This is a genomic window from Flavobacterium sufflavum (genome assembly GCF_004016525.1).
In the GTDB taxonomy this organism is placed as follows: Bacteria; Bacteroidota; Bacteroidia; order Flavobacteriales; family Flavobacteriaceae; genus Flavobacterium; species Flavobacterium sufflavum.
Genome location: NZ_SACJ01000016.1, coordinates 58,426 through 77,789 on the forward strand (window position 1 = coordinate 58,426; position 19,364 = coordinate 77,789).

Annotated in this window: 19 protein-coding genes; 9 read left to right on the plus strand and 10 right to left on the minus strand. The window is 33.5% G+C overall.

Annotation, left to right across the window (positions count from 1 at the left end; translation table 11 throughout):
- Window positions 1–87: 87 nt before the first annotated feature.
- The 3 genes from EOD40_RS17165 to EOD40_RS17175 form a co-directional block, all read right to left on the minus strand.
- Window positions 88–624 (minus strand): YfiT family bacillithiol transferase, encoded by a 537-nt coding sequence (locus EOD40_RS17165; RefSeq protein ID WP_128197648.1) that lies wholly within the window; start codon window positions 622–624, stop codon window positions 88–90.
- A 154-nt stretch (window positions 625–778) separates the two neighbouring features.
- Window positions 779–1,189, minus strand: a complete 411-nt coding sequence (locus EOD40_RS17170) for an Imm51 family immunity protein (RefSeq protein ID WP_128197650.1) — start codon at window positions 1,187–1,189, stop codon at window positions 779–781.
- Between the two features lie 111 nt (window positions 1,190–1,300).
- Entirely contained in the window at window positions 1,301–1,828 is a 528-nt protein-coding gene (locus tag EOD40_RS17175) for a hypothetical protein (protein ID WP_128197651.1), read from the minus strand.
- Window positions 1,829–2,153: 325 nt separating this feature from the next.
- Between EOD40_RS17175 and EOD40_RS17180 the strand changes: the two genes are divergently transcribed.
- Window positions 2,154–3,416 carry an aminotransferase class I/II-fold pyridoxal phosphate-dependent enzyme gene (locus EOD40_RS17180; protein WP_128197713.1) on the plus strand — a complete coding sequence of 421 codons (1,263 nt, stop codon included), beginning with the start codon at window positions 2,154–2,156 and terminating at the stop codon, window positions 3,414–3,416.
- Window positions 3,417–3,595: 179 nt separating this feature from the next.
- Here EOD40_RS17180 and EOD40_RS17185 read toward each other — a convergent pair whose 3' ends face one another.
- Together EOD40_RS17185 and EOD40_RS17190 are read right to left on the minus strand one after the other, a co-directional pair.
- Window positions 3,596–4,714, minus strand: a complete 1,119-nt coding sequence (locus EOD40_RS17185) for a GTP cyclohydrolase (protein WP_128197653.1) — start codon at window positions 4,712–4,714, stop codon at window positions 3,596–3,598.
- A gap of 12 nt (window positions 4,715–4,726) precedes the next feature.
- Window positions 4,727–5,680 carry a transporter gene (locus EOD40_RS17190; protein ID WP_128197655.1) on the minus strand — a complete coding sequence of 318 codons (954 nt, stop codon included), beginning with the start codon at window positions 5,678–5,680 and terminating at the stop codon, window positions 4,727–4,729.
- A 120-nt stretch (window positions 5,681–5,800) separates the two neighbouring features.
- Here EOD40_RS17190 and EOD40_RS17195 point away from each other — a divergent pair, with 120 nt between their 5' ends.
- The 5 genes from EOD40_RS17195 to EOD40_RS17215 all read left to right on the plus strand — a co-directional run bounded on the left by EOD40_RS17195 (window position 5,801) and on the right by EOD40_RS17215 (window position 11,802).
- Entirely contained in the window at window positions 5,801–6,082 is a 282-nt protein-coding gene (locus tag EOD40_RS17195; protein ID WP_128197656.1) for a DUF4834 family protein, read from the plus strand.
- Between the two features lie 44 nt (window positions 6,083–6,126).
- Window positions 6,127–8,559 carry a YfhO family protein gene (locus EOD40_RS17200; RefSeq protein ID WP_128197658.1) on the plus strand — a complete coding sequence of 811 codons (2,433 nt, stop codon included), beginning with the start codon at window positions 6,127–6,129 and terminating at the stop codon, window positions 8,557–8,559.
- 35 nt (window positions 8,560–8,594) lie between these two features.
- Window positions 8,595–9,887, plus strand: coding sequence for a glycosyltransferase family 4 protein (locus EOD40_RS17205; RefSeq protein ID WP_128197660.1), 1,293 nt, complete (start codon window positions 8,595–8,597; stop codon window positions 9,885–9,887).
- A gap of 14 nt (window positions 9,888–9,901) precedes the next feature.
- On the plus strand, window positions 9,902–11,371 hold the full coding sequence (locus tag EOD40_RS17210) for a lipopolysaccharide biosynthesis protein (RefSeq protein WP_128197661.1): 1,470 nt from the start codon (window positions 9,902–9,904) through the stop codon (window positions 11,369–11,371).
- A gap of 137 nt (window positions 11,372–11,508) precedes the next feature.
- A complete protein-coding gene (locus tag EOD40_RS17215) occupies window positions 11,509–11,802 on the plus strand; it encodes a hypothetical protein (protein ID WP_128197663.1) in 294 nt (97 codons plus the stop codon).
- A 60-nt stretch (window positions 11,803–11,862) separates the two neighbouring features.
- Here EOD40_RS17215 and uvrA read toward each other — a convergent pair whose 3' ends face one another.
- Complete coding sequence (gene uvrA, locus EOD40_RS17220; protein ID WP_128197665.1) at window positions 11,863–14,670, minus strand: excinuclease ABC subunit UvrA; 2,808 nt, start codon at window positions 14,668–14,670, stop codon at window positions 11,863–11,865.
- A gap of 284 nt (window positions 14,671–14,954) precedes the next feature.
- Between uvrA and EOD40_RS17225 the strand changes: the two genes are divergently transcribed.
- Both EOD40_RS17225 and EOD40_RS18015 read left to right on the plus strand, forming a co-directional pair.
- Window positions 14,955–15,539 (plus strand): RNA polymerase sigma factor, encoded by a 585-nt coding sequence (locus tag EOD40_RS17225; RefSeq protein ID WP_128197715.1) that lies wholly within the window; start codon window positions 14,955–14,957, stop codon window positions 15,537–15,539.
- Between the two features lie 55 nt (window positions 15,540–15,594).
- Complete coding sequence (locus EOD40_RS18015; protein ID WP_164905506.1) at window positions 15,595–15,738, plus strand: hypothetical protein; 144 nt, start codon at window positions 15,595–15,597, stop codon at window positions 15,736–15,738.
- Window positions 15,739–15,798: 60 nt separating this feature from the next.
- Here EOD40_RS18015 and EOD40_RS17230 read toward each other — a convergent pair whose 3' ends face one another.
- Window positions 15,799–16,446, minus strand: coding sequence for an endonuclease III domain-containing protein (locus tag EOD40_RS17230; protein ID WP_128197667.1), 648 nt, complete (start codon window positions 16,444–16,446; stop codon window positions 15,799–15,801).
- A 132-nt stretch (window positions 16,447–16,578) separates the two neighbouring features.
- On the opposite strand from EOD40_RS17230, the gene bcp reads away from it, so the two are divergent.
- Window positions 16,579–17,031, plus strand: a complete 453-nt coding sequence (gene bcp, locus EOD40_RS17235) for a thioredoxin-dependent thiol peroxidase (RefSeq protein ID WP_128197668.1) — start codon at window positions 16,579–16,581, stop codon at window positions 17,029–17,031.
- 177 nt (window positions 17,032–17,208) lie between these two features.
- On the opposite strand, the gene EOD40_RS17240 is transcribed toward bcp, so the two are convergent.
- The 3 genes from EOD40_RS17240 to EOD40_RS17250 form a co-directional block, all read right to left on the minus strand.
- Window positions 17,209–17,961 carry a DUF2971 domain-containing protein gene (locus EOD40_RS17240; protein WP_128197670.1) on the minus strand — a complete coding sequence of 251 codons (753 nt, stop codon included), beginning with the start codon at window positions 17,959–17,961 and terminating at the stop codon, window positions 17,209–17,211.
- Window positions 17,962–18,127: 166 nt separating this feature from the next.
- Entirely contained in the window at window positions 18,128–18,727 is a 600-nt protein-coding gene (locus tag EOD40_RS17245; protein ID WP_128197672.1) for a hypothetical protein, read from the minus strand.
- A 37-nt stretch (window positions 18,728–18,764) separates the two neighbouring features.
- Complete coding sequence (locus tag EOD40_RS17250) at window positions 18,765–19,283, minus strand: YcxB family protein (protein WP_128197674.1); 519 nt, start codon at window positions 19,281–19,283, stop codon at window positions 18,765–18,767.
- Window positions 19,284–19,364 lie beyond the last annotated feature (81 nt).

The following is a 19,364-nucleotide window of genomic DNA, read 5'->3' on the forward strand; positions in this document are numbered from 1 at the left end:
TGTTATAGAATGCATTTATAAATATTCGTGAAATCAGAAACTTAATCTGCTACTGCTTTCTGTTGACTTATTTTTTACTGACTATTTTTATTTCCAGTTGTTACGTTTTTTTGTTTCTGTGATGTGAGCCAAATGATGATTGCAATGCCATGCATAGACTCCGATGTTTTCGTCTATTCTAAATGTTTTTCCGTGTTCAGGATGAATAAAGATTCTGCTGTTTTCTTCTTCTGTGAGGTGGTTTAATAAGGCTGTCCATCTTTCGTGGATGCCTTCTATCATTTTTAAGGCGGGAGCAATAGGCATTTTTTTACTGTCGATAAGTTCGGCCCATCGTTCTTCGAAATAGGGTTTGATTGTGGGTTGGTCTTCGGTTAGAGTAAGTTTCAAACGGGTTAAGCTGTTCATGTGGCTGTCGGCACAATGGTGAATGACTTGCCTGATTGTCCAGCCGTTAGGCCTGTATTGAGTGTCTAACTGTTCATCAGTTAAATGATTGACTTCATTTTTTAGTCTTGTTGGGAAAGATGAAATATCCGAAATCCATTGTGATAAAATGTCTTTCGTGATTGTTAATGGTTGCTCAAACTTTCCAATTGGATACTTTAGTTGTTCTAGTGTCATAATTAGTTTGTTTATAGTTGTATTGCTAATTTTTTAATTCTTAATCTATTCCCGCAAACTTGTCTTCCCGACGTAGGAGGGAACTCCATAAGTAGCTCCGTATTGATTTAGAAACCTACCACACGAAAGGATTCGTGCGGTAGCGAAGGAATTTTTAGTCTTGATTCCATTTAATTAGTTTTCCATCGTTCTTAATTTCCATTAATAATTTGGATTCATTTTCTATTAATTCTATAATTATTTCGATTAATTTATCTGCTTTTTTTTCATTTGTAGCACTTATTTCATAATAAGCAACATACATTCCGGCTTCTGGATCTGTTTCCATGTTTTGTAAAACTTCGGGATGATTTTTTTGTAGATAATAATTTATAAAACCTTTCCAGTTATAGCCGTTCATTTCTGCTACATTTGGAAATAATCTTATTATAAATTTTCCAAAAGTATTACTAACAGTTTTCTTTATTTTTTTTCCAATCTCTATAACATTGTTTTGCTCAATAAAAAAACAAATAGAAATGCTATTAGCGCTTTCTGTTATTATTTTTGTTACGTAATCTGCCATTTATTTTAGATTTTGTTTTTTATATTTATGAGTAAAATATTTTGCACAACTCCTCTTGCTAGTGCTAGCGTCACGCTTTCTAGAGCTTCTGTGTTCTCAAACTAATATTAATTAATGAAATTCAGAATTTAATAATTTAGTAAGTTTTTTTTCAAGTGTTATCAAAAAAACGTTTCGATACAATTCCATAGGCTCAAGTTGTTTTTTAAGAGCTTCAGAATTCCATTGATGATATTCGGATTCTATTGGACAATTGTCAAGCAGACTTTCGTAACCAATTGCCAATTCAATTGAAATAAATGGCTCTCTAATTTCTTCTTCTTGTTCAAGATATAGTTGTCTTAATTTACGAGTTGCTAGGACAAATTCAATATTACCAGTTTTTATTTTTTCAAGTAGTTCAATAGTTCTCCATTTTTCAAATTCTTGCCAATCCAAGTGTTTTTTTACTACTGATTTTATATAGTTTCTAGTTTCTGTACTTTTATAATTAAATGCTAGCAAATCAATGTAATGGTCTTTTTGAAAAAGTTTTTCAAGCTCTTTGTTTTCATAAATCCAATGCTCTAATGATTCCTTTGAAATGTCTCCATTTAGGAATTTATAAAATGTTATTCTATTCGGATTTATTTCTTTCATTCGAAGGTTCGACGCTAAAATTGCAGGTAACTAGTTAAATGCCGATGTTTATTTAACTTCAAATATATTTATTTTTTCTTACAAATAATAAGTAGTTTTTTTATTATCAGTCGTTTTGGAAACAAATTCTTCTTTAATAGCCCTGATAGAGCCGATATCCTCCTGTAGCGGAGCGAAAGGAGATAAAGGCGAAAGCAGGAGTAAAAGTGGTTTTAGATGACCATTGTTTTGCTCCTAAAATAAATTTAGCTTAAAAGCCGCTAATAAAATTTAAATAATTATTTTTGCAAACTGTTAAAAATTAATGTTATTACATCACGATAGTATGGTAAAAGATTTATTCGAAAGAATTCAGAGCAATAAAGGACCGTTAGGAAAATGGGCTTCGCAAGCAGAAGGATATTTTGTATTTCCAAAATTAGAGGGAGAACTAGGGCCTAGAATGAAGTTTGCTGGAAAAGATATTTTGAACTGGAGTTTGAATGACTATTTAGGTTTAGCGAATCATCCTGAAGTACGTCAGGCTGATACTGATGCTGCGATTCAGTTTGGTGCTGCCTACCCAATGGGAGCTCGTATGATGAGTGGACATACTACTTATCACGAACAATTAGAAAAAGAATTGGCTGAATTTGTAATGAAAGAATCGGCTTATTTATTGAATTTCGGTTACCAGGGAATGGTGTCTATTATAGATGCTTTGGTTACTAAAAATGATATTATTGTGTATGATGTAGATTCTCATGCTTGTATTATTGACGGTGTTCGTTTGCATATGGGTAAGCGTTTTACGTATAAGCACAATGATTTGGAGAGCATGGAGAAAAACCTGCAACGTGCTACTAAAATGGCTAAAGAGACCGGAGGAGGGATTTTATTCATTACTGAAGGTGTTTTTGGAATGCGTGGGCAACAAGGAAAGTTGAAAGAAATTGTTGCGATGAAAGAGAAATACAATTTCCGTTTGTTAGTTGATGATGCGCACGGTTTTGGTACACTTGGAAAAACAGGTGCCGGAGCAGGTGAGGAGCAAGGTTGTCAGGATGGAATTGATGTTTACTTCTCGACTTTTGCAAAATCGATGGCTAATATTGGTGCTTTTGTAGCTGCTGATAAAGATGTTATTGATTATTTGAAATACAATTTGCGTTCGCAAATGTTTGCCAAAGCTTTGCCAATGATTCAAACTATTGGTTCTTTGAAACGTTTGGAATTGTTGCGTAAATCTTCGGAAATTAAAGATAAGCTTTGGGTTAATGTAAACGCATTGCAAAATGGTTTAAAAGAAAAAGGATTCAACATTGGGGATACTAATACCTGTATTACTCCGGTATATCTTGAAGGAAGTATTCCTGAAGCAATGGTAATGGTAAACGACTTGAGAGAGAATTATGGTATTTTCTTGTCTATTGTGGTTTATCCGGTTATTCCAAAAGGAATTATCTTGTTGCGTATGATTCCTACGGCTTCACATACTATTGAAGATATTAATGAAACATTGACTGCTTTTGAAGCTATCCGTGAGAAATTAGTTAACGGAACTTATAAGGCTATTGCTGAGAAGACTACGGTTGACATGGAAGCATAAAAAAAAGTGTTCAGTGTTCAGGTTTTTAGTTTTCAGTTTTGAAAATTAATTATTAATTAGGATACTATTATCATAAAACAGAAAAACCATTCACCGCGGTGAATGGTTTTTTTTATGTCTCATTTTTTTACTGCTCACTTATAACTGTCCCGATAGTTATCGGGAACTGACTACTTTTTTTAAAGTTCTTTTTTGAATGTTTTTCTGCGACAATGTACTTTTGGGTCAAAATGTTTCCAAATGTTGTGAATAGCCACGTTATCTATTAATTCAGGGGTTCTGATACAGTTTTCAATTCCTTTTGCTTTAAAAGTCTCGTAGTATTCGTTAAAAATTACTGCAGTTACTGCCTTGTTTTGGTATTCAGGATGTACACCAATAAGGTAGAAAATTAAATCTTTACTTTGTTTTTTAGCTTTCAATAAATGAAATATTCCAAAAGGGAATAACTTTCCATTGGCTTTTTGCAAGGCTCTGGAAAAAGATGGCATTACAATTCCAAAAGCGATGATGTTTTTGTCTTTGTCTTCAATGAATTTAATGTATTCCGGATTGATGAAACTGATGTATTTCTTTTTGAAATATTCTTTTTGTACATCGGAGATAGCTACAAACGAAGATAACTTCGAATAGGATTCATTAAATAAGTCAAACATTTTATCTACATAAGGCATCACTTCTTTTGTAGATTTAAAGTTCAAAGGAGTTAATTGATATCTCTTTTTTACCAATTCATTTGCTTTTTGGAAAAACTCGGGCTGTACATTTGAAAAAGGGAATTTACTTTCGATATATTCTTTTTCTACCACATACCCCAGTTGTTCAAAATGAGAGGCATAATACGGATGGTTGTACCAGGTAATCATGGTTCCCAGTTGGTCAAAACCTTCGGTTAAAACCCCCACTTTGTCCAGATTTGAAAACCCCATTGGACCTTCAACATATTCTAAGTTGTTTTTTCGGCCTAATTCGTATACTTTTTCCAGTAGAGCTTCGGTTACATTGATGTCGTTGATAACGTCAAACCAGCCAAAACGCACTTTTTTCTTATGCTGGTCGTTTACTTCTGCCCAATTGATGATGGCTGTAATTCTACCTGCAATTTTTCCGTCTTTGTAGGCCAGATAAAAATAGGCTTCGGCATTTTCAAAAGCCGGATTTTTAGTTTTGTCAAAACTTTCTAATTCGTCAGCAATCAATGGCGGAACCCAGAATTCATTGTCTTTGTATAAGGAAAAAGGGAATTTAATATATTCGGTCAGTTCTTTTTTTGTCTTTACTTCTTGTACTGTAATCATCGTTTTGTGTCTTTATTCTATTGCGTCTTTTCGTTTTTGATCTCTTTTGGCAGCTTTTCGAACCGATCTGGGTTGGGAAGGAGCGTCGTCCAGATTGATTCGGACTTCTTTGTAATTGGTGTCATATCGCCATGAAAAACCAACACCTCCATAGAAAATGCTAGGAGTGTCTTTTAGATTGTGGCTGACAGAAGCGTCTATCTGCATGTTTTTGTTTAGTGAAAAAGCGGCTCCGCCACGCATGATGGCATCGCTGTAAAAATCGCTTTTATATCCTTGGTTTTCTATAAAACCAGACCATTTTCGGCTAAAACCTTTGGTTAAAGTAATGATGTAGCCATAACTGGGATAATCGGTTGCAATGTAATCGGCAATGATATTGGTTACAAAAACCCAGGAACCATCTCCTAAGTGGTTTTGTGTGATTATCATCGCTTTTGGCGAAATCATGGCTTCCGGAGAAAAGGCATAAGGATTGTTTTTCATTGTAAAATTAGCCCCTGCAAAAACAGAAACAGCAGGAATTAATTGGTGCCAGTTGAAAGAATGATTGGCTTTCCAGCTATATACATTGATTTTTTTTTCGTAATTTTTATAAGGGTCGTAGATGAGGTATTTGGCTCCCAGAACCGTTTGTTTTAATGCCGATTTGCTGTATTGGTCAAGAGGCAGTGTGAAATCTTCTTTTTGGTATTGGATGTCGGCAATTGCTTCCAGTTTTTCCATTAAAAAACCATAACGCAAATTCAAATCTAATCCATATCCGTTAGCGTCATAACCTAATAAACGGTGGTTTTCGTTAATGCCGTAAACGCCCGTTTCTACTTGAATCACTGATTTTCCAACGGCATAAGCCGACATGGTTTCTCCGGGTCTGTTAGAATTAATCTCATCGGTATGTTGTGCGTAAATTTCTTTGGCAAACATACTTAAGGCTAAAACTAATAAATATTTGAATTGAGACATGATGTTTGGATTTTAAAAGTAATAGGCTTTCCAAATGTACTATATTTTATTATTTATTTAAGAATGATAATCTGTTTTTGAATCCAGTATTTGTTAATTTTGCTAAAAAATATTTTGATTATGCAGGAAGCTTCTTTTACAGGATTTATAAGAACATTATTTATCATTATATCTTTCTATTATATTTTTAGATTTTTGGCAAAATTGTTTTTGCCGGTATTGGTTAAAAAGGTAGTGGAAAAAGCTGGTGAGAATTTGCATCAGCAACAACAGCGTCAATATCAGGATTCATGGCAAAATACCCGTGAAGGTGAAACCTCTATTTATAATACTCAAAACGTAAAAAAACCGCGAGAAACCAAAAAAGTAGGAGATTATGTGGATTACGAAGAAATAGATTAAATTTGCCCCACAAGTAATCCAAATTTTAATAAAATTCCCGAAAATTGAAAATAATAAATAGGTTATACCCGCACGCTATTGCCATTCTAGGTTTTGTATTAGTTTCACTAATTTATTTTTACCCGGTACTTCAAAGAAAACAAATTTTTCAATCGGATATTGCCCAATATACGGGTATGGCGAAAGAACAAAATGATTTCAGAGCCGCCGAACACATCGAACCTTATTGGACAAATTCAGCTTTTGGGGGGATGCCTACTTATCAGTTAGGGGCCAAGTATCCTAATGATTTTGTGGGGGCAGTAGATGATGTTTTACGATTTTTACCTCGTCCTGCTGATTATTTATTTTTATACTTCTTAGGATTTTATGGTTTGCTTTTAGTTCTAAAAACCGATCCTTTAAAAGCGTTTTTTGGAGCCGTTGCCTTTGGGTTTTCCACTTATCTTATCATTATTTTAGGCGTTGGTCACAATGCCAAAGCCCATGCTATAGCTTATATGCCATTGGTAATAGCCGGTTTTATATTGGTTTACAGGAAGAAATATGTTGTGGGTGGTTTGCTGACAATGATAGCAACAGCATTAGAAATTAATGCCAATCACTTTCAAATGACCTATTATTTGTTGATTTTCCTGTTGATTCTTTCTGCTTATTTTATCTATTTGGATGTTAAAAACAAAGAAATCAAAGCATTATTGACTTCTCTGGGAGTTTTAGCTATTGCAGGGATTTTTGCAATAGGAGCCAATGCCACTAATTTATTGGCTACAGCCGAATATGCTAATTTCAGTACCCGTGGAAAAAGCGAATTGACTTTTAATCCTGATGGTTCTAATAGTACCGATACCAGTGCTATGACTCGTGATTATATAACGGAATACAGCTATGGTATTACCGAGAGTTTTAATTTGATTGCACCAAGACTTTTTGGTGGTTCAAACCACGAAGCTTTAGGGACTGACAGCAGCATGTATGATTTTATGATTAGCCAGGGTGTTCCTGCCGGACAAGCTGCTGATTTTGTCAGCGGAATGCCAACTTATTGGGGAGACCAACCTATTGTGGCTGCTCCGGCCTACATTGGTGTGGTGGTTTTCTTTTTAGGGATTTTAGCTTTAATTATTGACGACAGAAAAATTAAATATGTATTTCTTTCGGGAGCAGTTGTTGCTTTAGTGCTTTCATGGGGGAAAAACTTTCCGGCATTAACGGATTTCTTTATTGACCATATACCCATGTACAATAAGTTTAGAGCCGTTTCTTCTATTCAGGTCATATTAGAATTGTGTTTTCCTGTTTTAGCGGTAATGGGACTGCAATCCTTTTTTAAGGCTGATAAAAGCAAACAATGGGAAGGATTGTGGCAAACAGCGGCTATTGGTTTAGGAACTATTGTGATTTTGTTTTTATGCAAAAGCATGTTTAGTTTCTCAGGTGCCGGTGATAGTTATTATACCGAAAGTTACGGGCCTAGCTTTGTTGATGCGCTTAAAAGTGACAGAAGAACCTTGTACAGTGCCGATTTATTGCGTTCTGCTTTTTTAATCGTTTTGACTGCGGGTGTTTTGTGGATGCTTATTAAAGATAAAATTGCCCAAAATACAGCTATCATTTTGGTAGGTCTATTTATGGTTGCCGATTTGTTTTTTGTAGATAAAAAATACGTTTCGGCTAAGGATTTTGTCAGTAAGATTGAAGTTGAGGTTCCTTTTCAGCAAACAGCTGCTGATGCCCAGATATTGAGAGATACTACACATTATCGTGTTTTTGAAGTAAACGGAAATTTCTCCAGTGCGAGAGCTTCTTATTTCCATAAATCAATTGGAGGTTATAGTGCCGTTAAACCTCGCAGAATGCAACAGTTATTTGATTACCAGATTGCCAAAAACAATTTGGAAATATTGAATATGTTGAATGTTAAATATGTTATTCAAACGGATAAAGACGGTAAAGAGTTCCCAACTTCTAACCCGGATGCTAATGGAAATGCCTGGTTTGTAAACGATGTGAAATTGGTTAATAATGCCAATGCCGAAATGAAAGCATTAGATCATTTAAACACCAAGAAAGTTGCTGTGTTTAACGCGCAGTTACATGGCGATAAATTTAAAAACGCCTCTTTAAAACACAATTTAGATACAACAGGAACGATTCAGTTGCGAATGTATAAGCCTAATTATATCAAATATATTTCGAATAGTAAAAGCGAAGGCGTAGCTGTTTTTTCTGAGATTTATTATGAGAAAGGTTGGAATGCTTATGTTGATGGTGTAAAAACCGATCATTTTCCGGTAGATTATGTTTTAAGAGCAATGGTACTTCCTGGAGGCATTCATGCAGTAGAATTTAAATTTGAACCAGAAGTTATTAAAACAGGTAGTACAATTACACTTATTAGTGGTGTAGGAATGTTATTGTTGTTAGTGGGAGGAATTTATTACGAGCGAAAAAAAGGATTTAAGATTGTTGAATAACAATTTTCTCTTTCTGTCATTTTTAAAAAAGTAAATTGGAACAAAAAAAAGTCCTTATCATCACTTATTATTGGCCACCTGCGGGAGGACCAGGAGTTCAGCGTTGGCTTAAATTTGTAAAATATTTGCCTGATTTTGGCGTTCAGCCTATAGTTTATATTCCTGAGAATCCTACTTATCCTATTGTTGACGAAAACTTAGTAAAAGAAGTTTCAGATAAGGCGATTATTCTAAAACAGAAGATATTTGAACCTTATCAATTGGCTTCCTTTTTATCGAAAAATAAAACCAAGAAGATGAATTCGGGGATTATTCCCAATCAAAAAAAACAATCCTTTTTGGATAAAGTTTTTCTATGGATTCGCGGGAATTTATTTATTCCCGATGCCCGTTTTTTTTGGGTGAAACCTTCCGTTGCTTACTTAGAGAAATACATTGCTGAAAATAATATTGATACCATTGTTACTTCGGGACCACCGCATAGTTTACACCTTATTGGGCTGGAATTAAAACAGAAATTAAATGTAAAATGGTTTGCCGATTTTAGAGATCCCTGGACAACCATAGGCTATCATAAATCCTTGCGTTTGTCAGATACTGCGGCTCAAAAACACAAAGAATTAGAGTCCCAGGTTTTGAATACGGCCGATACCATTATTGTTACCAGTAAAACCACAAAAACCGAATTTCAGGCGCTTACCACAAAGCCTATTGCTGTAATCACAAATGGTTTTGATGTAGAAAAAGTAGAGAAACAAACATTGGATTCTAAATTTTCTCTGGCGCATATCGGTTCTTTTCTTTCGGCTAGAAATCCAAAGTTACTATGGGAATCCATAGTCGAATTAGTAGCTGAAATTCCTGATTTTAAATCCCATTTAGAAATTAAATTAATTGGTGCAGTAAGTCAGGAAGTCTTAGATTCTATTGCAGAGTTCGGTTTGAATGGCTATTTGAATAACTTAGGTTATGTTTCCCATGCAGAAGCAATAGCGCATCAAAGAAAATCGCAGGTTTTATTACTTATCGAAATTGATTCAGAAGAAACTAAGAGTATAATTCCCGGCAAATTGTTTGAATATATGGTTTCCAATAGACCAATTATCGCTATTGGACCTAACGGTTCTGATTTTGCAGAAATTATTACCAATACCAATACCGGAGTATTTTTTGATTATTCTGAAAAAGTAAAGCTTAAAAAGTTAATTTTGGACTTTTATAATCAATACCTCGAAGGGAAATTGCAATCTCATGGTATAGGATTACAAAGATATTCAAGAAAAAATTTGACTGAGCAACTGGTACAACTTCTAAATTCTAACCTTTAACTTCATACTCATAAATGGGACTTGTATTAAATCAGTCATTAAAAAATACAATACTTACTTACATAGGTTTTGGGATTGGGGCGGTAAACACCATTTATTTATATCCCTTTTTTTTAGGAGCTACTTATTATGCCTTAAATAATTATATTCTTTCGGCAGCAGCTATAATAATGCCTTTATTGGCTTTTGGAATGCAAAATACATTGGTTAAGTTTTTTTCCCAATGCAGGAATGATAAGGAAGAAGATCAGTTTTTGTCTTTTGCTGTTTTAGTTCCTATGTTGTTATCCATTCCGTTGTTGTTGATTTGTTTAATTTTTTACAATGATATTTCAGCTTATTTGTCAAAGGTAAATCCTATTGTTAAAGATTTTTTATGGTTAATCCCATTCATTGGTTTATGCATGGCTTATTTCGAAATATTTTATGCCTGGGCCAGAGTACAAATGCATTCGGTTTTTGGGAATTTTATTAAAGAAGTAGGTTTACGATTATTTTCGTTAATAGCTTTGGTTGGGGTGTATTACAACTGGATTAGTGCTATTGACTTTATTTATGTAACCGCAGTAATTTACTTTATAGCTTTTTTGGCTACGATGTTTTATGCTTTTTATCTAAAGAAACCTAATTTTCAACTTTCCGTTCCTCATAATTCAAAGGATATTTTGGTGTATACCTTTTTCATCATTTTGTCAGGAGGTGTGGCAACTTTGTTGTTAGATATTGATAAGCTGATGCTGAATCAATATATCAAAATCGAAAATATTGCCTATTATTCAGTTGCAACTTATATCGCTTTGGTGATTTCGGTTCCCAGTAGAGCCATGCATCAAATTGTGTACCCCATAACGGCAAAACTGATGCATGAAGAAAAGCATGATGAGTTGAATGATTTGTATAAAAAGACCTCAATTAATTTGCAAATTGTGGGTGGTTATGTCATGCTGTGTATTTTTGTAAATATCAGTCAGTTGTATGAAATGATTCCGAAAGAATATGGAGGAGGAATTTTGGTTGTTTTTATGATAGGATTATCGAAGTATTTTGATTTGATTTTAGGGAATAATAATGCCATCATATTCAATACAAAATATTACAGGGCTGTTTTGTTCTTGGGTGTTGTTTTGGTTCTTCTTACTGTGGTGTTAAACATGATTTTTATTCCAATGTATGGCATTATAGGATCTGCATTTGCCACTTTATTGTCAATCACATTGTATAGTTTAGCTAAATTAATGTTTGTTGTAAAAAGATTGCACCTGTATCCGTTTACCAATCAAACGCTTTATTCTATAGGGCTTACTTTTATTTTATTTGTGTTGTTTTATTTTTGGCAGTTTCCTTTAAATCCGATTATCGGTATTATTTTAAAATCGATTTTAGTGAGTATCGCTTATGTGTATTTGAATTATAAGTTTGTTATTTCGATTCAAATTAACGAGGTTATCGATAATTTGTTGAAAAAGCTTAATATAGTAAGATAAACTCCATAGTTATTCTTGTTTTCGAAATTGTTAATCACCGAAAGTGGGTATTGTAAATGTAGATTTGTGGTATTAAATTTGTGGTAAGTTTATTTTTATTAATAAAATATCAATTTTTTCATTAATACCCTCAAATTATGAAAAACATCTCGCTTATTAAAAATGAAAATTTAAAATTATCCGGCGTTTTAGCTCAAAAGATTAAGAAAGGATTTGTGGTTGAAGAAGTTAATGATAAATTACCTTTTGTAGTTTTGTCTAAAAAGCCTGCAAAGGTAAATCATCGTTTGAATTTTTGGATTTCCTGTGCTACTTTTGGTTTGTGGTCTATTCCTTGGGCTTATAAATGTTTAGAAGCTAAAAAAGAAAGAAAAATTATAATTGCTATCGATGAAGACGGAAATCCTTTTGAGGAAAAATGTTACGGTTAGTAGTTGATTTTGAAATAATAAAAACTCCGTCCCGATAGCTATCGGGACGGAGTTTTTGTTTTATAGCTTTTCCTTCAGGTATTTAGCGGTGATTGATTTTTTGTTTTTTACAATTTCTTCGGGTGTACCTACTGCTAATAATTGCCCTCCGTTTTCGCCTCCCTCCGGACCTAAATCAATAATCCAATCGGCACATTTAATCAGGTCGAGATTGTGTTCTATAACCAACAAAGAATGTCCTTTTTCTATCAGGGCATCAAAAGAAGCCAATAGTTTCTTGATATCATGAAAATGCAAACCTGTCGTAGGTTCGTCAAAAACAAATAAGGCTTTTTCTTTGGAGGCACCTTTTACAAGAAAAGAAGCCAGTTTGATACGTTGCGCTTCACCACCGGAAAGGGTAGAAGAAGATTGTCCTAATTGTACATAACCCAGACCAACATCTTGTAATGGTTTTAGTTTTTGGGTAATCTTATTTTGCTTGTTGGTTTCAAAAAACTGTACGGCATCATCGATGGTCATTGTTAAAATGTCATTGATGTTTTTGCCTTCAAAAGCCACTTCGAGCACTTCTTTTTTAAAGCGTTTTCCATTACAGGTTTCGCATGGCAATTGTACATCGGCCATAAAGACCATTTCTACATTAATGGTTCCTTCGCCACTGCAGGTTTCACAACGACCGCCATCTACGTTAAAAGAAAAATGTTTGGCCTGATAGCCTCTTATCTTTGATAGTTTTTCTTTGGCAAATATGTCTCTGATCTCATCATAGGCTTTAATGTAAGTTACCGGATTAGAACGAGAGCTTCGGCCTATCGGATTTTGATCCACGTATTCGATATGTTTTATTTGCGAAAAAGAGCCTGATATTTCGGTAAACTGACCTGCTTTTTCTCCTGCGTTATCCAGCTTCTTTTGCATAGCAGGAAACAGGATTTTCTTGATTAGCGTACTTTTTCCACTTCCGGAAACTCCGGTAATTACGGTAAGCACATCCAGTGGAAACGTAACATCAATGTTTTGAAGATTGTTTTCTCTGGCACCTTTTATTTCGATGTGATTTTTAAAAGTACGACGTCTTTTAGGAACAGCAATTTCTAAATCGCCATTGAGGTATTGTGCAGTGAGCGAAGTCGAACGAAGGATTTCTTCAAAATTGCCTTGAGCAACTAATTCCCCTCCAAAAGTTCCCGCTTCAGGACCGATGTCGATAATCATATCGGCGGCTTTCATGATGTCTTCATCATGCTCCACAACAATTACGGTATTTCCTAAATCACGTAGGGACAACAATACTTTTATCAAACGTTCGCTGTCTTTTGGGTGCAAACCGATACTAGGTTCGTCCAAAATATACATTGAACCTACTAAACTACTTCCAAGCGAAGTAGCCAGGTTAATTCGCTGCGATTCTCCTCCGGAAAGTGTCGACGAATTTCGATTCAATGTTAAGTAATCTAAACCAACTTCGGTTAAAAAGGACAAACGATTATTGATTTCGACTAATAATCTTTTGGCAATTTGTTTTTCGTATTGGTCTAAATCTAAATTTTTAAAGAAATCAACTAAATGTTTAATAGGTAAATCGACTAAGTCAGAAACGGTTTTGTTATTTATTTTAACGTAAGAAGCTTCTACACGCAGGCGTTTTCCTTTGCAGGTCTGACATTTGGTTTTTCCCCGGTAACGCGATAGCATCACCCGATTTTGTATCTTATAATTTTTCTCTTCCAGTTCTTTGAAAAAATCATTCAGACCTTGAAAATAGGAGTTTCCGGTCCAAATTAATTCTTTTTGTTCTTCCGTTAATTGAAAATACGGTTTGTGTATAGGGAAATCAAATTTGTAAGCATTGTTGACTAATTCGTCTCGAAACCAGCTCATGCTTTCGCCACGCCAAGGGAAAATAGCATTTTCGTAAATCGATAAACTCGTATTAGGAACTACAAGTTCGGCGTCAATCCCGATGATGTTTCCGTAACCTTCGCAGCTAGGGCAGGCACCATAAGGATTGTTGAAACTAAACAAATGAAGATTAGGTTCTAAGAACGTAATTCCGTCCATTTCGAAATTATTCGAATATTCGAATCGCTTTTCTGAATTTAATTCCTGTAAATAACAGATTCCTTTGCCTTCGTAAAAGGCGGTTTGCACCGCATCGGCAAGACGGTTATAGAATTCCTCTTCGTCTTTGACTACAATTCGGTCAACAATCAGCAGAATGTCTTTATGGTCAAAACTATGTTTTTCTGTCACTTCGAGCGAAGTCGAGAATTCATCCAGACGTACCGTTTCATTATTGACTAATATTCTGGAAAAACCCTGTTGAAGCAATACTTTTAATTTGTTTTCCAGCTGTCTCCCTTCTTCGAGATGGATAGGGGCAAGAAGCAACCATTTGCTGTTGAGCTCCAGATTTTTCACATCGCTGATAACATCCGAAACTGTATTTTTTTTTACTTCACGCCCTGAAACCGGAGAAAACGTTCTTCCTATTCGGGCATACAATAATTTCATGTAATCGTAAATCTCGGTCGAAGTTCCTACGGTAGAACGGGCATTTGTTGTATTGACTTTTTGTTCAATGGCAATTGCAGGAGCAATTCCTTTAATGTATTCTACTTTTGGTTTATCCAATCGTCCCAGGAATTGTCTCGCATAAGAAGATAAACTTTCTACATAACGGCGTTGGCCTTCGGCATACAAAGTATCAAATGCTAAACTGGATTTCCCAGAGCCCGAAAGTCCTGTAATCACCACTAATTTATTGCGCGGAATTACGACATCCAGGTTTTTTAAATTGTGTACCTGAGCTCCTTTGATTATTATATTTTTTTTGGGATCTATTTTAGAAAAGTCAACTTGCATAAAAAATATTGGATTTTTACAAAAGTAATCATTTTCCAGCTGAGAAAAGAACTCCGGCAAGTCATAAATAACTATGAAATTGGAGTATTTGCAATAATCGAAAAACGCTTATTTTTTTGTAAATAATTGTTTTTGCATAATTTTTCTGTTTTTTATTTGCCGTACAAGACAATTATTCGTTAAATTTGAAGAATCATTCATCTTTAAAAATAGAAGCGCCTATAGTATAAAACTACTTTTTAGAAAATTCCCCAATTTAACTCATACTAAAAAGTATTACTATGATAGCTAATATTGAAATTCCAGACGCCTTGTTGGTACAGGATTATGTGGCAGGTAACGAAGAAGCCTTAGCTACTTTAATCAAAAGACACGAATCTAAAATTTATGGTTTTATATATTCAAAAGTATCCGATAGAGATGTATCTAATGATATATTTCAGGACACTTTTATCAAAGTAATTAAAACCTTAAAATCGAATTCCTATAACGAGGAAGGCAAATTTCTTCCTTGGGTGATGCGCATAGCTCATAATCTTGTTATTGATTATTTTAGAAAAAACAAAAAAATGCCGATGTATCGGGAAACCGAAGAGTTTTCGGTTTTTTCCATTATGACTGATGATGCACTGACTATCGAAAATCAGTTAATTGCAGATCAGGTAGAATTAGACATTCAGAAACTAATTGAAGAACTTCCAGAAGACCAGAAAGAAGTTTTGATTATGCGAATGTACAAAGACATGAGTTTTAAAGAAATTTCAGAACTCACAGGAGTAAGTATTAATACTTCTCTAGGTAGAATGCGTTATGCTTTGATGAACTTGAGAAAAGTAATTGACAAACACCAAATTATTTTAACCAATTAGACAATAATTAAATAATAGTCACGTTCTATTCTAACAAACAAAATAGAAATAGTATATGGCGAAAATTTACTCTAAGAAAAATCTAGTTACTACAAAGATGAAACCTAAAAAAGAAGTCGTTTCTTTTCTTTTGAATTATTCAAAAGCATTGCATCTAATTAAAATAGATGATAAAAGTTTTGAAATTATTACAAATTAATTAAGCTAGTAATAGCTGTTTTGGTAAATCTCACTAATCGGTTTAGGAATTTAGTGAGATTTACTTTTTATAGCCGTTTAAGTCCTTTTTTCGTCCAATAGTTCTCGTAATAATATCTTTCTCTAAGTCCAAGCCACGAGCCGGCGAATATTCACGTCCGTACCAAATAATTTGCAGATGCAAATCATTCCATAGTTCTTCAGGAAATATACGTTTGGCATCTTTTTCGGTTTGGACCACATTTTTTCCATTGGTTAAATTCCAACGATACATCAGTCGATGAATGTGGGTGTCTACCGGAAAAGCAGGTACGCCAAAGGCTTGTGACATCACTACACTGGCGGTTTTATGTCCCACGGCAGGTAGTTCTTCCAAAGCTTCAAAACTCTGCGGAACCTGACCATTGTGTTTTTCGATTAGAATTTGTGATAAGCCGTGAATTCCTTTAGACTTCATTGGCGATAAGCCACAAGGACGAATAATCTCCTTGATTTCTTCCACCGACATTTTTACCATATCATACGGATTATCGGCTTTAGCAAAAAGCAAAGGCGTAATTTGGTTGACTCTCACATCGGTGCATTGTGCCGAAAGTAGAACAGCAATTAACAGCGTATAAGGGTCTTTATGGTCTAGCGGAATCGGGATGGTAGGATAAAGTTCTTTTAACGTATTTATAACAAATGTTACCCGTTCTTGTTTGGTCATTTTAGTTTAATTTTGGATTGTAAAGAAAAGGAATTTCAATTGCAATGGCAAAAAATCAATGACAATGTCAATTTTAAATAATTAATTTTTACGCTCCAAAACTCATAACTAACAACTCATAACTCAAAAATTATGACAACATTAAAAAAAGGCGATAAGGCTCCCGATTTTTTTGGCGTAGACCAAGACGGAAAGCCACATCAATTAGAAGATTATAAAGGAAAAAAATTAGTGGTTTTCTTTTATCCAAAAGCCAGCACGCCGGGTTGTACCGCCGAAGCCTGTGATTTAAGAGATAATTTCGAGCGTTTTCAGGCTAATAATTACGCCTTGTTAGGTGTAAGTGCCGATTCGGCAAAAGCGCAAGCCAAATTCAAAGATAAATATGAATTTCCTTTTCCTTTATTGGCAGACGAAGATAAAGAAGTTATTGAGGCATTTGGTGTTTGGGGACCTAAAAAGTTCATGGGACGCGAATATGATGGCATTCACAGAACTACTTTTGTAATCGATGAAAACGGAATCATTGATGAAGTCATTGAAAATGTTAAAACAAAAGAGCATGCCGCTCAAATTTTAAAATAAACAAAAACGCCACAAAGAAATTCTTTTGTGGCGTTTTTTGTTGTTGAATAGGTATGCGAAAGGATTCGCGCACCAGCTGGGATTAAATTAAGCCATTCTTCGGATTTGCTAAATCATCCCAAATACAAAACCACTAAAACCCCAATTTTGCAAAACGTGTGTTAGCGGTAGTGTTTTTTAGTAAATAGGTTCATTGTCTAAAGAAGAATTAATAACATTAAAATCAAATCCAAATTTTACACAAGTTTCAGAAACTAAATCCGAAAACCATTTTGGTGAATCTGGAGAAACAAAAATATTTTCAACTAAATCATCTAGATTTATTTTAATTTTACAACCTCCATTTTGTAAGTCAATATCTTTAGTATTTGCTGGAGCTTCAACAGGTATAATTGCTCTAAGTTCATTTTCGTGAGAAAAACTTTTTCTTTTATGAACGAAAGGTGCAAATCCATTTTCAAATATTATATCATCATTTTCATAATCAATATACTTTACAGTTCCAATGAAGAATTCAAATTGTGAACATTTTAGAACTTTATTTAATTTTTTAAAACTAGATTGGATTACTATTCCTTCATTAGACTTCAAATATAATTTCCACATTGCTGCTGATTCATAATCATTCATATGCCAACAATTTACACCAAAATCTTGTCTGCTTTTTTTTTTAAAGTCACTATATTTTTGGACATCTTCAAAATTATCTACTACTTCACCATTTATAATTTCTTGTTGAATTGCAACTTTTCTCGATTTAAATGTTTTTAATGGTACAGAACCTTCAAAAATATCTTCAAATTTATCAACTCTTGTAAAGTATAAAGATTGCGAATTGAGCAAATCTATAAATTTTGTAAAGTCAACATATCTCCAAATTTTTTGATTTTGATTTTTTGGCTTTAAAAATGAAGAATGTTTAAGTATCATTTAATTCTCTTTTATTGTAATGTAAATCATTCTTTTTGGCAATATTACCGCTAACTTGTATATAGATCTGATAAAGTCATACTTATCAATGCTTTGTCTAATAAATATCAGTGTTTGATTATTTTCAAAAATAGGATATTTATTTCAAAAATTATTAAAGGAACATTTATAAATAATCTACATCGTTGTTAAGGCTGTTATAATTTCTGGCGAAATTTAATTGAGATTTTAAATAGCCTACTTCTTTTAGATTTTGGTATTGTTCTAATTGAGGTAATATTGTTTTGTGAAATTGTTCTTTTAATGATTTGAATTGATCAACGTTTTCGATATAAAATCGATATTTAAATTTTTGCCCATTTTTGATGAATTTTATTGTATTTTCAATTCCGTCATAGCTCTTACTGTGATGATTTTCGTCATGGCCATAAACTCTACCTCTGTAAGCAAATATGTCAATTTCAATTTCCTGTAAATCACTCCAATTGTGCACCGTGCTATTTTGATTTTCGTTAATTTCAATGTTGTCTTGGGAAAAACTGATTGATATTGTTTTTTGAATGATTTTTGGAAGAGTGAACTTGCCTTTTGTAGCTATATTGTATAATTTAAGGCAAATAATCCCCACAATCATACTAAGACAAAATACAGGTTGCTTAGTTTTTATTCCATAAGCGAAAGGGATGAAAGTAATTGCAAGTATGATTGTAATAAAAAATATTTCTAGTATTGTTGGTTTTTGGTGAATAACAAGTGGAAAATTCATTTGGTTTTTATAAGGAATTATTTGATTGAAATAAATATTACTGTTTGATTTTATTTTCTAGAAAAGTTATTATTTGCTCAAACTTTTCACTTCCCACTTCTTTTTTAGATAATATAAAACGGATTCCAATATTAGTATCAAGAAATATTGTTTCATCTATTTTTTTTAAACTGGAAAAAGCATTCCATTTTAGTGTAGAATCTTGTTTGTAATTTTTGTAACGGAAATAATCTTCTTGAAATTCCCATATTTCATTATCAGCCGCTAGTAGACATTCTTCAGCTTCAGTATTTATTATGTCAAAATAGGTTTTTTTGTTTTTAATGTAATAATCATTAGCTCTGTAGCAAAACATAAGGGAAAGAATACCCATGCCAATAAAAATGACTCCAATATTATTTTGACCAATTATAATTAAAATTCCAAGTGTAATAAGTATAATTCCTAAAATTAGATTTTCTCTTCTTCTTTTTAAATTTTTACTCCAAGCTAAATCAAAACTTAATTTATTTTGTTCTTTATGAATGTTTTTGTCAAAGGGAATTTCAAATTTCATTTACTTTAGTTTTAAAAAAGAGTGTTTTTCTATATTTTTATTTCAAATATATAACTTTTTAATATACTGAGTTTTTTCTGA

What these genes read in the sequence shown, in the direction of transcription:
- EOD40_RS17195 (WP_128197656.1), top strand. Translation starts at nt 5,801, where the DNA reads ATGCAGGAAGCTTCTTTTACAGGATTTATAAGAACATTATTTATCATT.
- EOD40_RS17180 (WP_128197713.1), top strand. Translation starts at nt 2,154, where the DNA reads ATGGTAAAAGATTTATTCGAAAGAATTCAGAGCAATAAAGGACCGTTA.
- bcp (WP_128197668.1), top strand. Translation starts at nt 16,579, where the DNA reads ATGACAACATTAAAAAAAGGCGATAAGGCTCCCGATTTTTTTGGCGTA.
- EOD40_RS17230 (WP_128197667.1), bottom strand. Translation starts at nt 16,446, where the DNA reads ATGACCAAACAAGAACGGGTAACATTTGTTATAAATACGTTAAAAGAA.
- EOD40_RS17190 (WP_128197655.1), bottom strand. Translation starts at nt 5,680, where the DNA reads ATGTCTCAATTCAAATATTTATTAGTTTTAGCCTTAAGTATGTTTGCC.
- EOD40_RS17165 (WP_128197648.1), bottom strand. Translation starts at nt 624, where the DNA reads ATGACACTAGAACAACTAAAGTATCCAATTGGAAAGTTTGAGCAACCA.
- EOD40_RS17185 (WP_128197653.1), bottom strand. Translation starts at nt 4,714, where the DNA reads ATGATTACAGTACAAGAAGTAAAGACAAAAAAAGAACTGACCGAATAT.
- EOD40_RS17250 (WP_128197674.1), bottom strand. Translation starts at nt 19,283, where the DNA reads ATGAAATTTGAAATTCCCTTTGACAAAAACATTCATAAAGAACAAAAT.
- EOD40_RS17210 (WP_128197661.1), top strand. Translation starts at nt 9,902, where the DNA reads ATGGGACTTGTATTAAATCAGTCATTAAAAAATACAATACTTACTTAC.
- EOD40_RS17170 (WP_128197650.1), bottom strand. Translation starts at nt 1,189, where the DNA reads ATGGCAGATTACGTAACAAAAATAATAACAGAAAGCGCTAATAGCATT.
- EOD40_RS17215 (WP_128197663.1), top strand. Translation starts at nt 11,509, where the DNA reads ATGAAAAACATCTCGCTTATTAAAAATGAAAATTTAAAATTATCCGGC.
- EOD40_RS17175 (WP_128197651.1), bottom strand. Translation starts at nt 1,828, where the DNA reads ATGAAAGAAATAAATCCGAATAGAATAACATTTTATAAATTCCTAAAT.
- EOD40_RS18015 (WP_164905506.1), top strand. Translation starts at nt 15,595, where the DNA reads ATGGCGAAAATTTACTCTAAGAAAAATCTAGTTACTACAAAGATGAAA.
- uvrA (WP_128197665.1), bottom strand. Translation starts at nt 14,670, where the DNA reads ATGCAAGTTGACTTTTCTAAAATAGATCCCAAAAAAAATATAATAATC.
- EOD40_RS17240 (WP_128197670.1), bottom strand. Translation starts at nt 17,961, where the DNA reads ATGATACTTAAACATTCTTCATTTTTAAAGCCAAAAAATCAAAATCAA.
- EOD40_RS17245 (WP_128197672.1), bottom strand. Translation starts at nt 18,727, where the DNA reads ATGAATTTTCCACTTGTTATTCACCAAAAACCAACAATACTAGAAATA.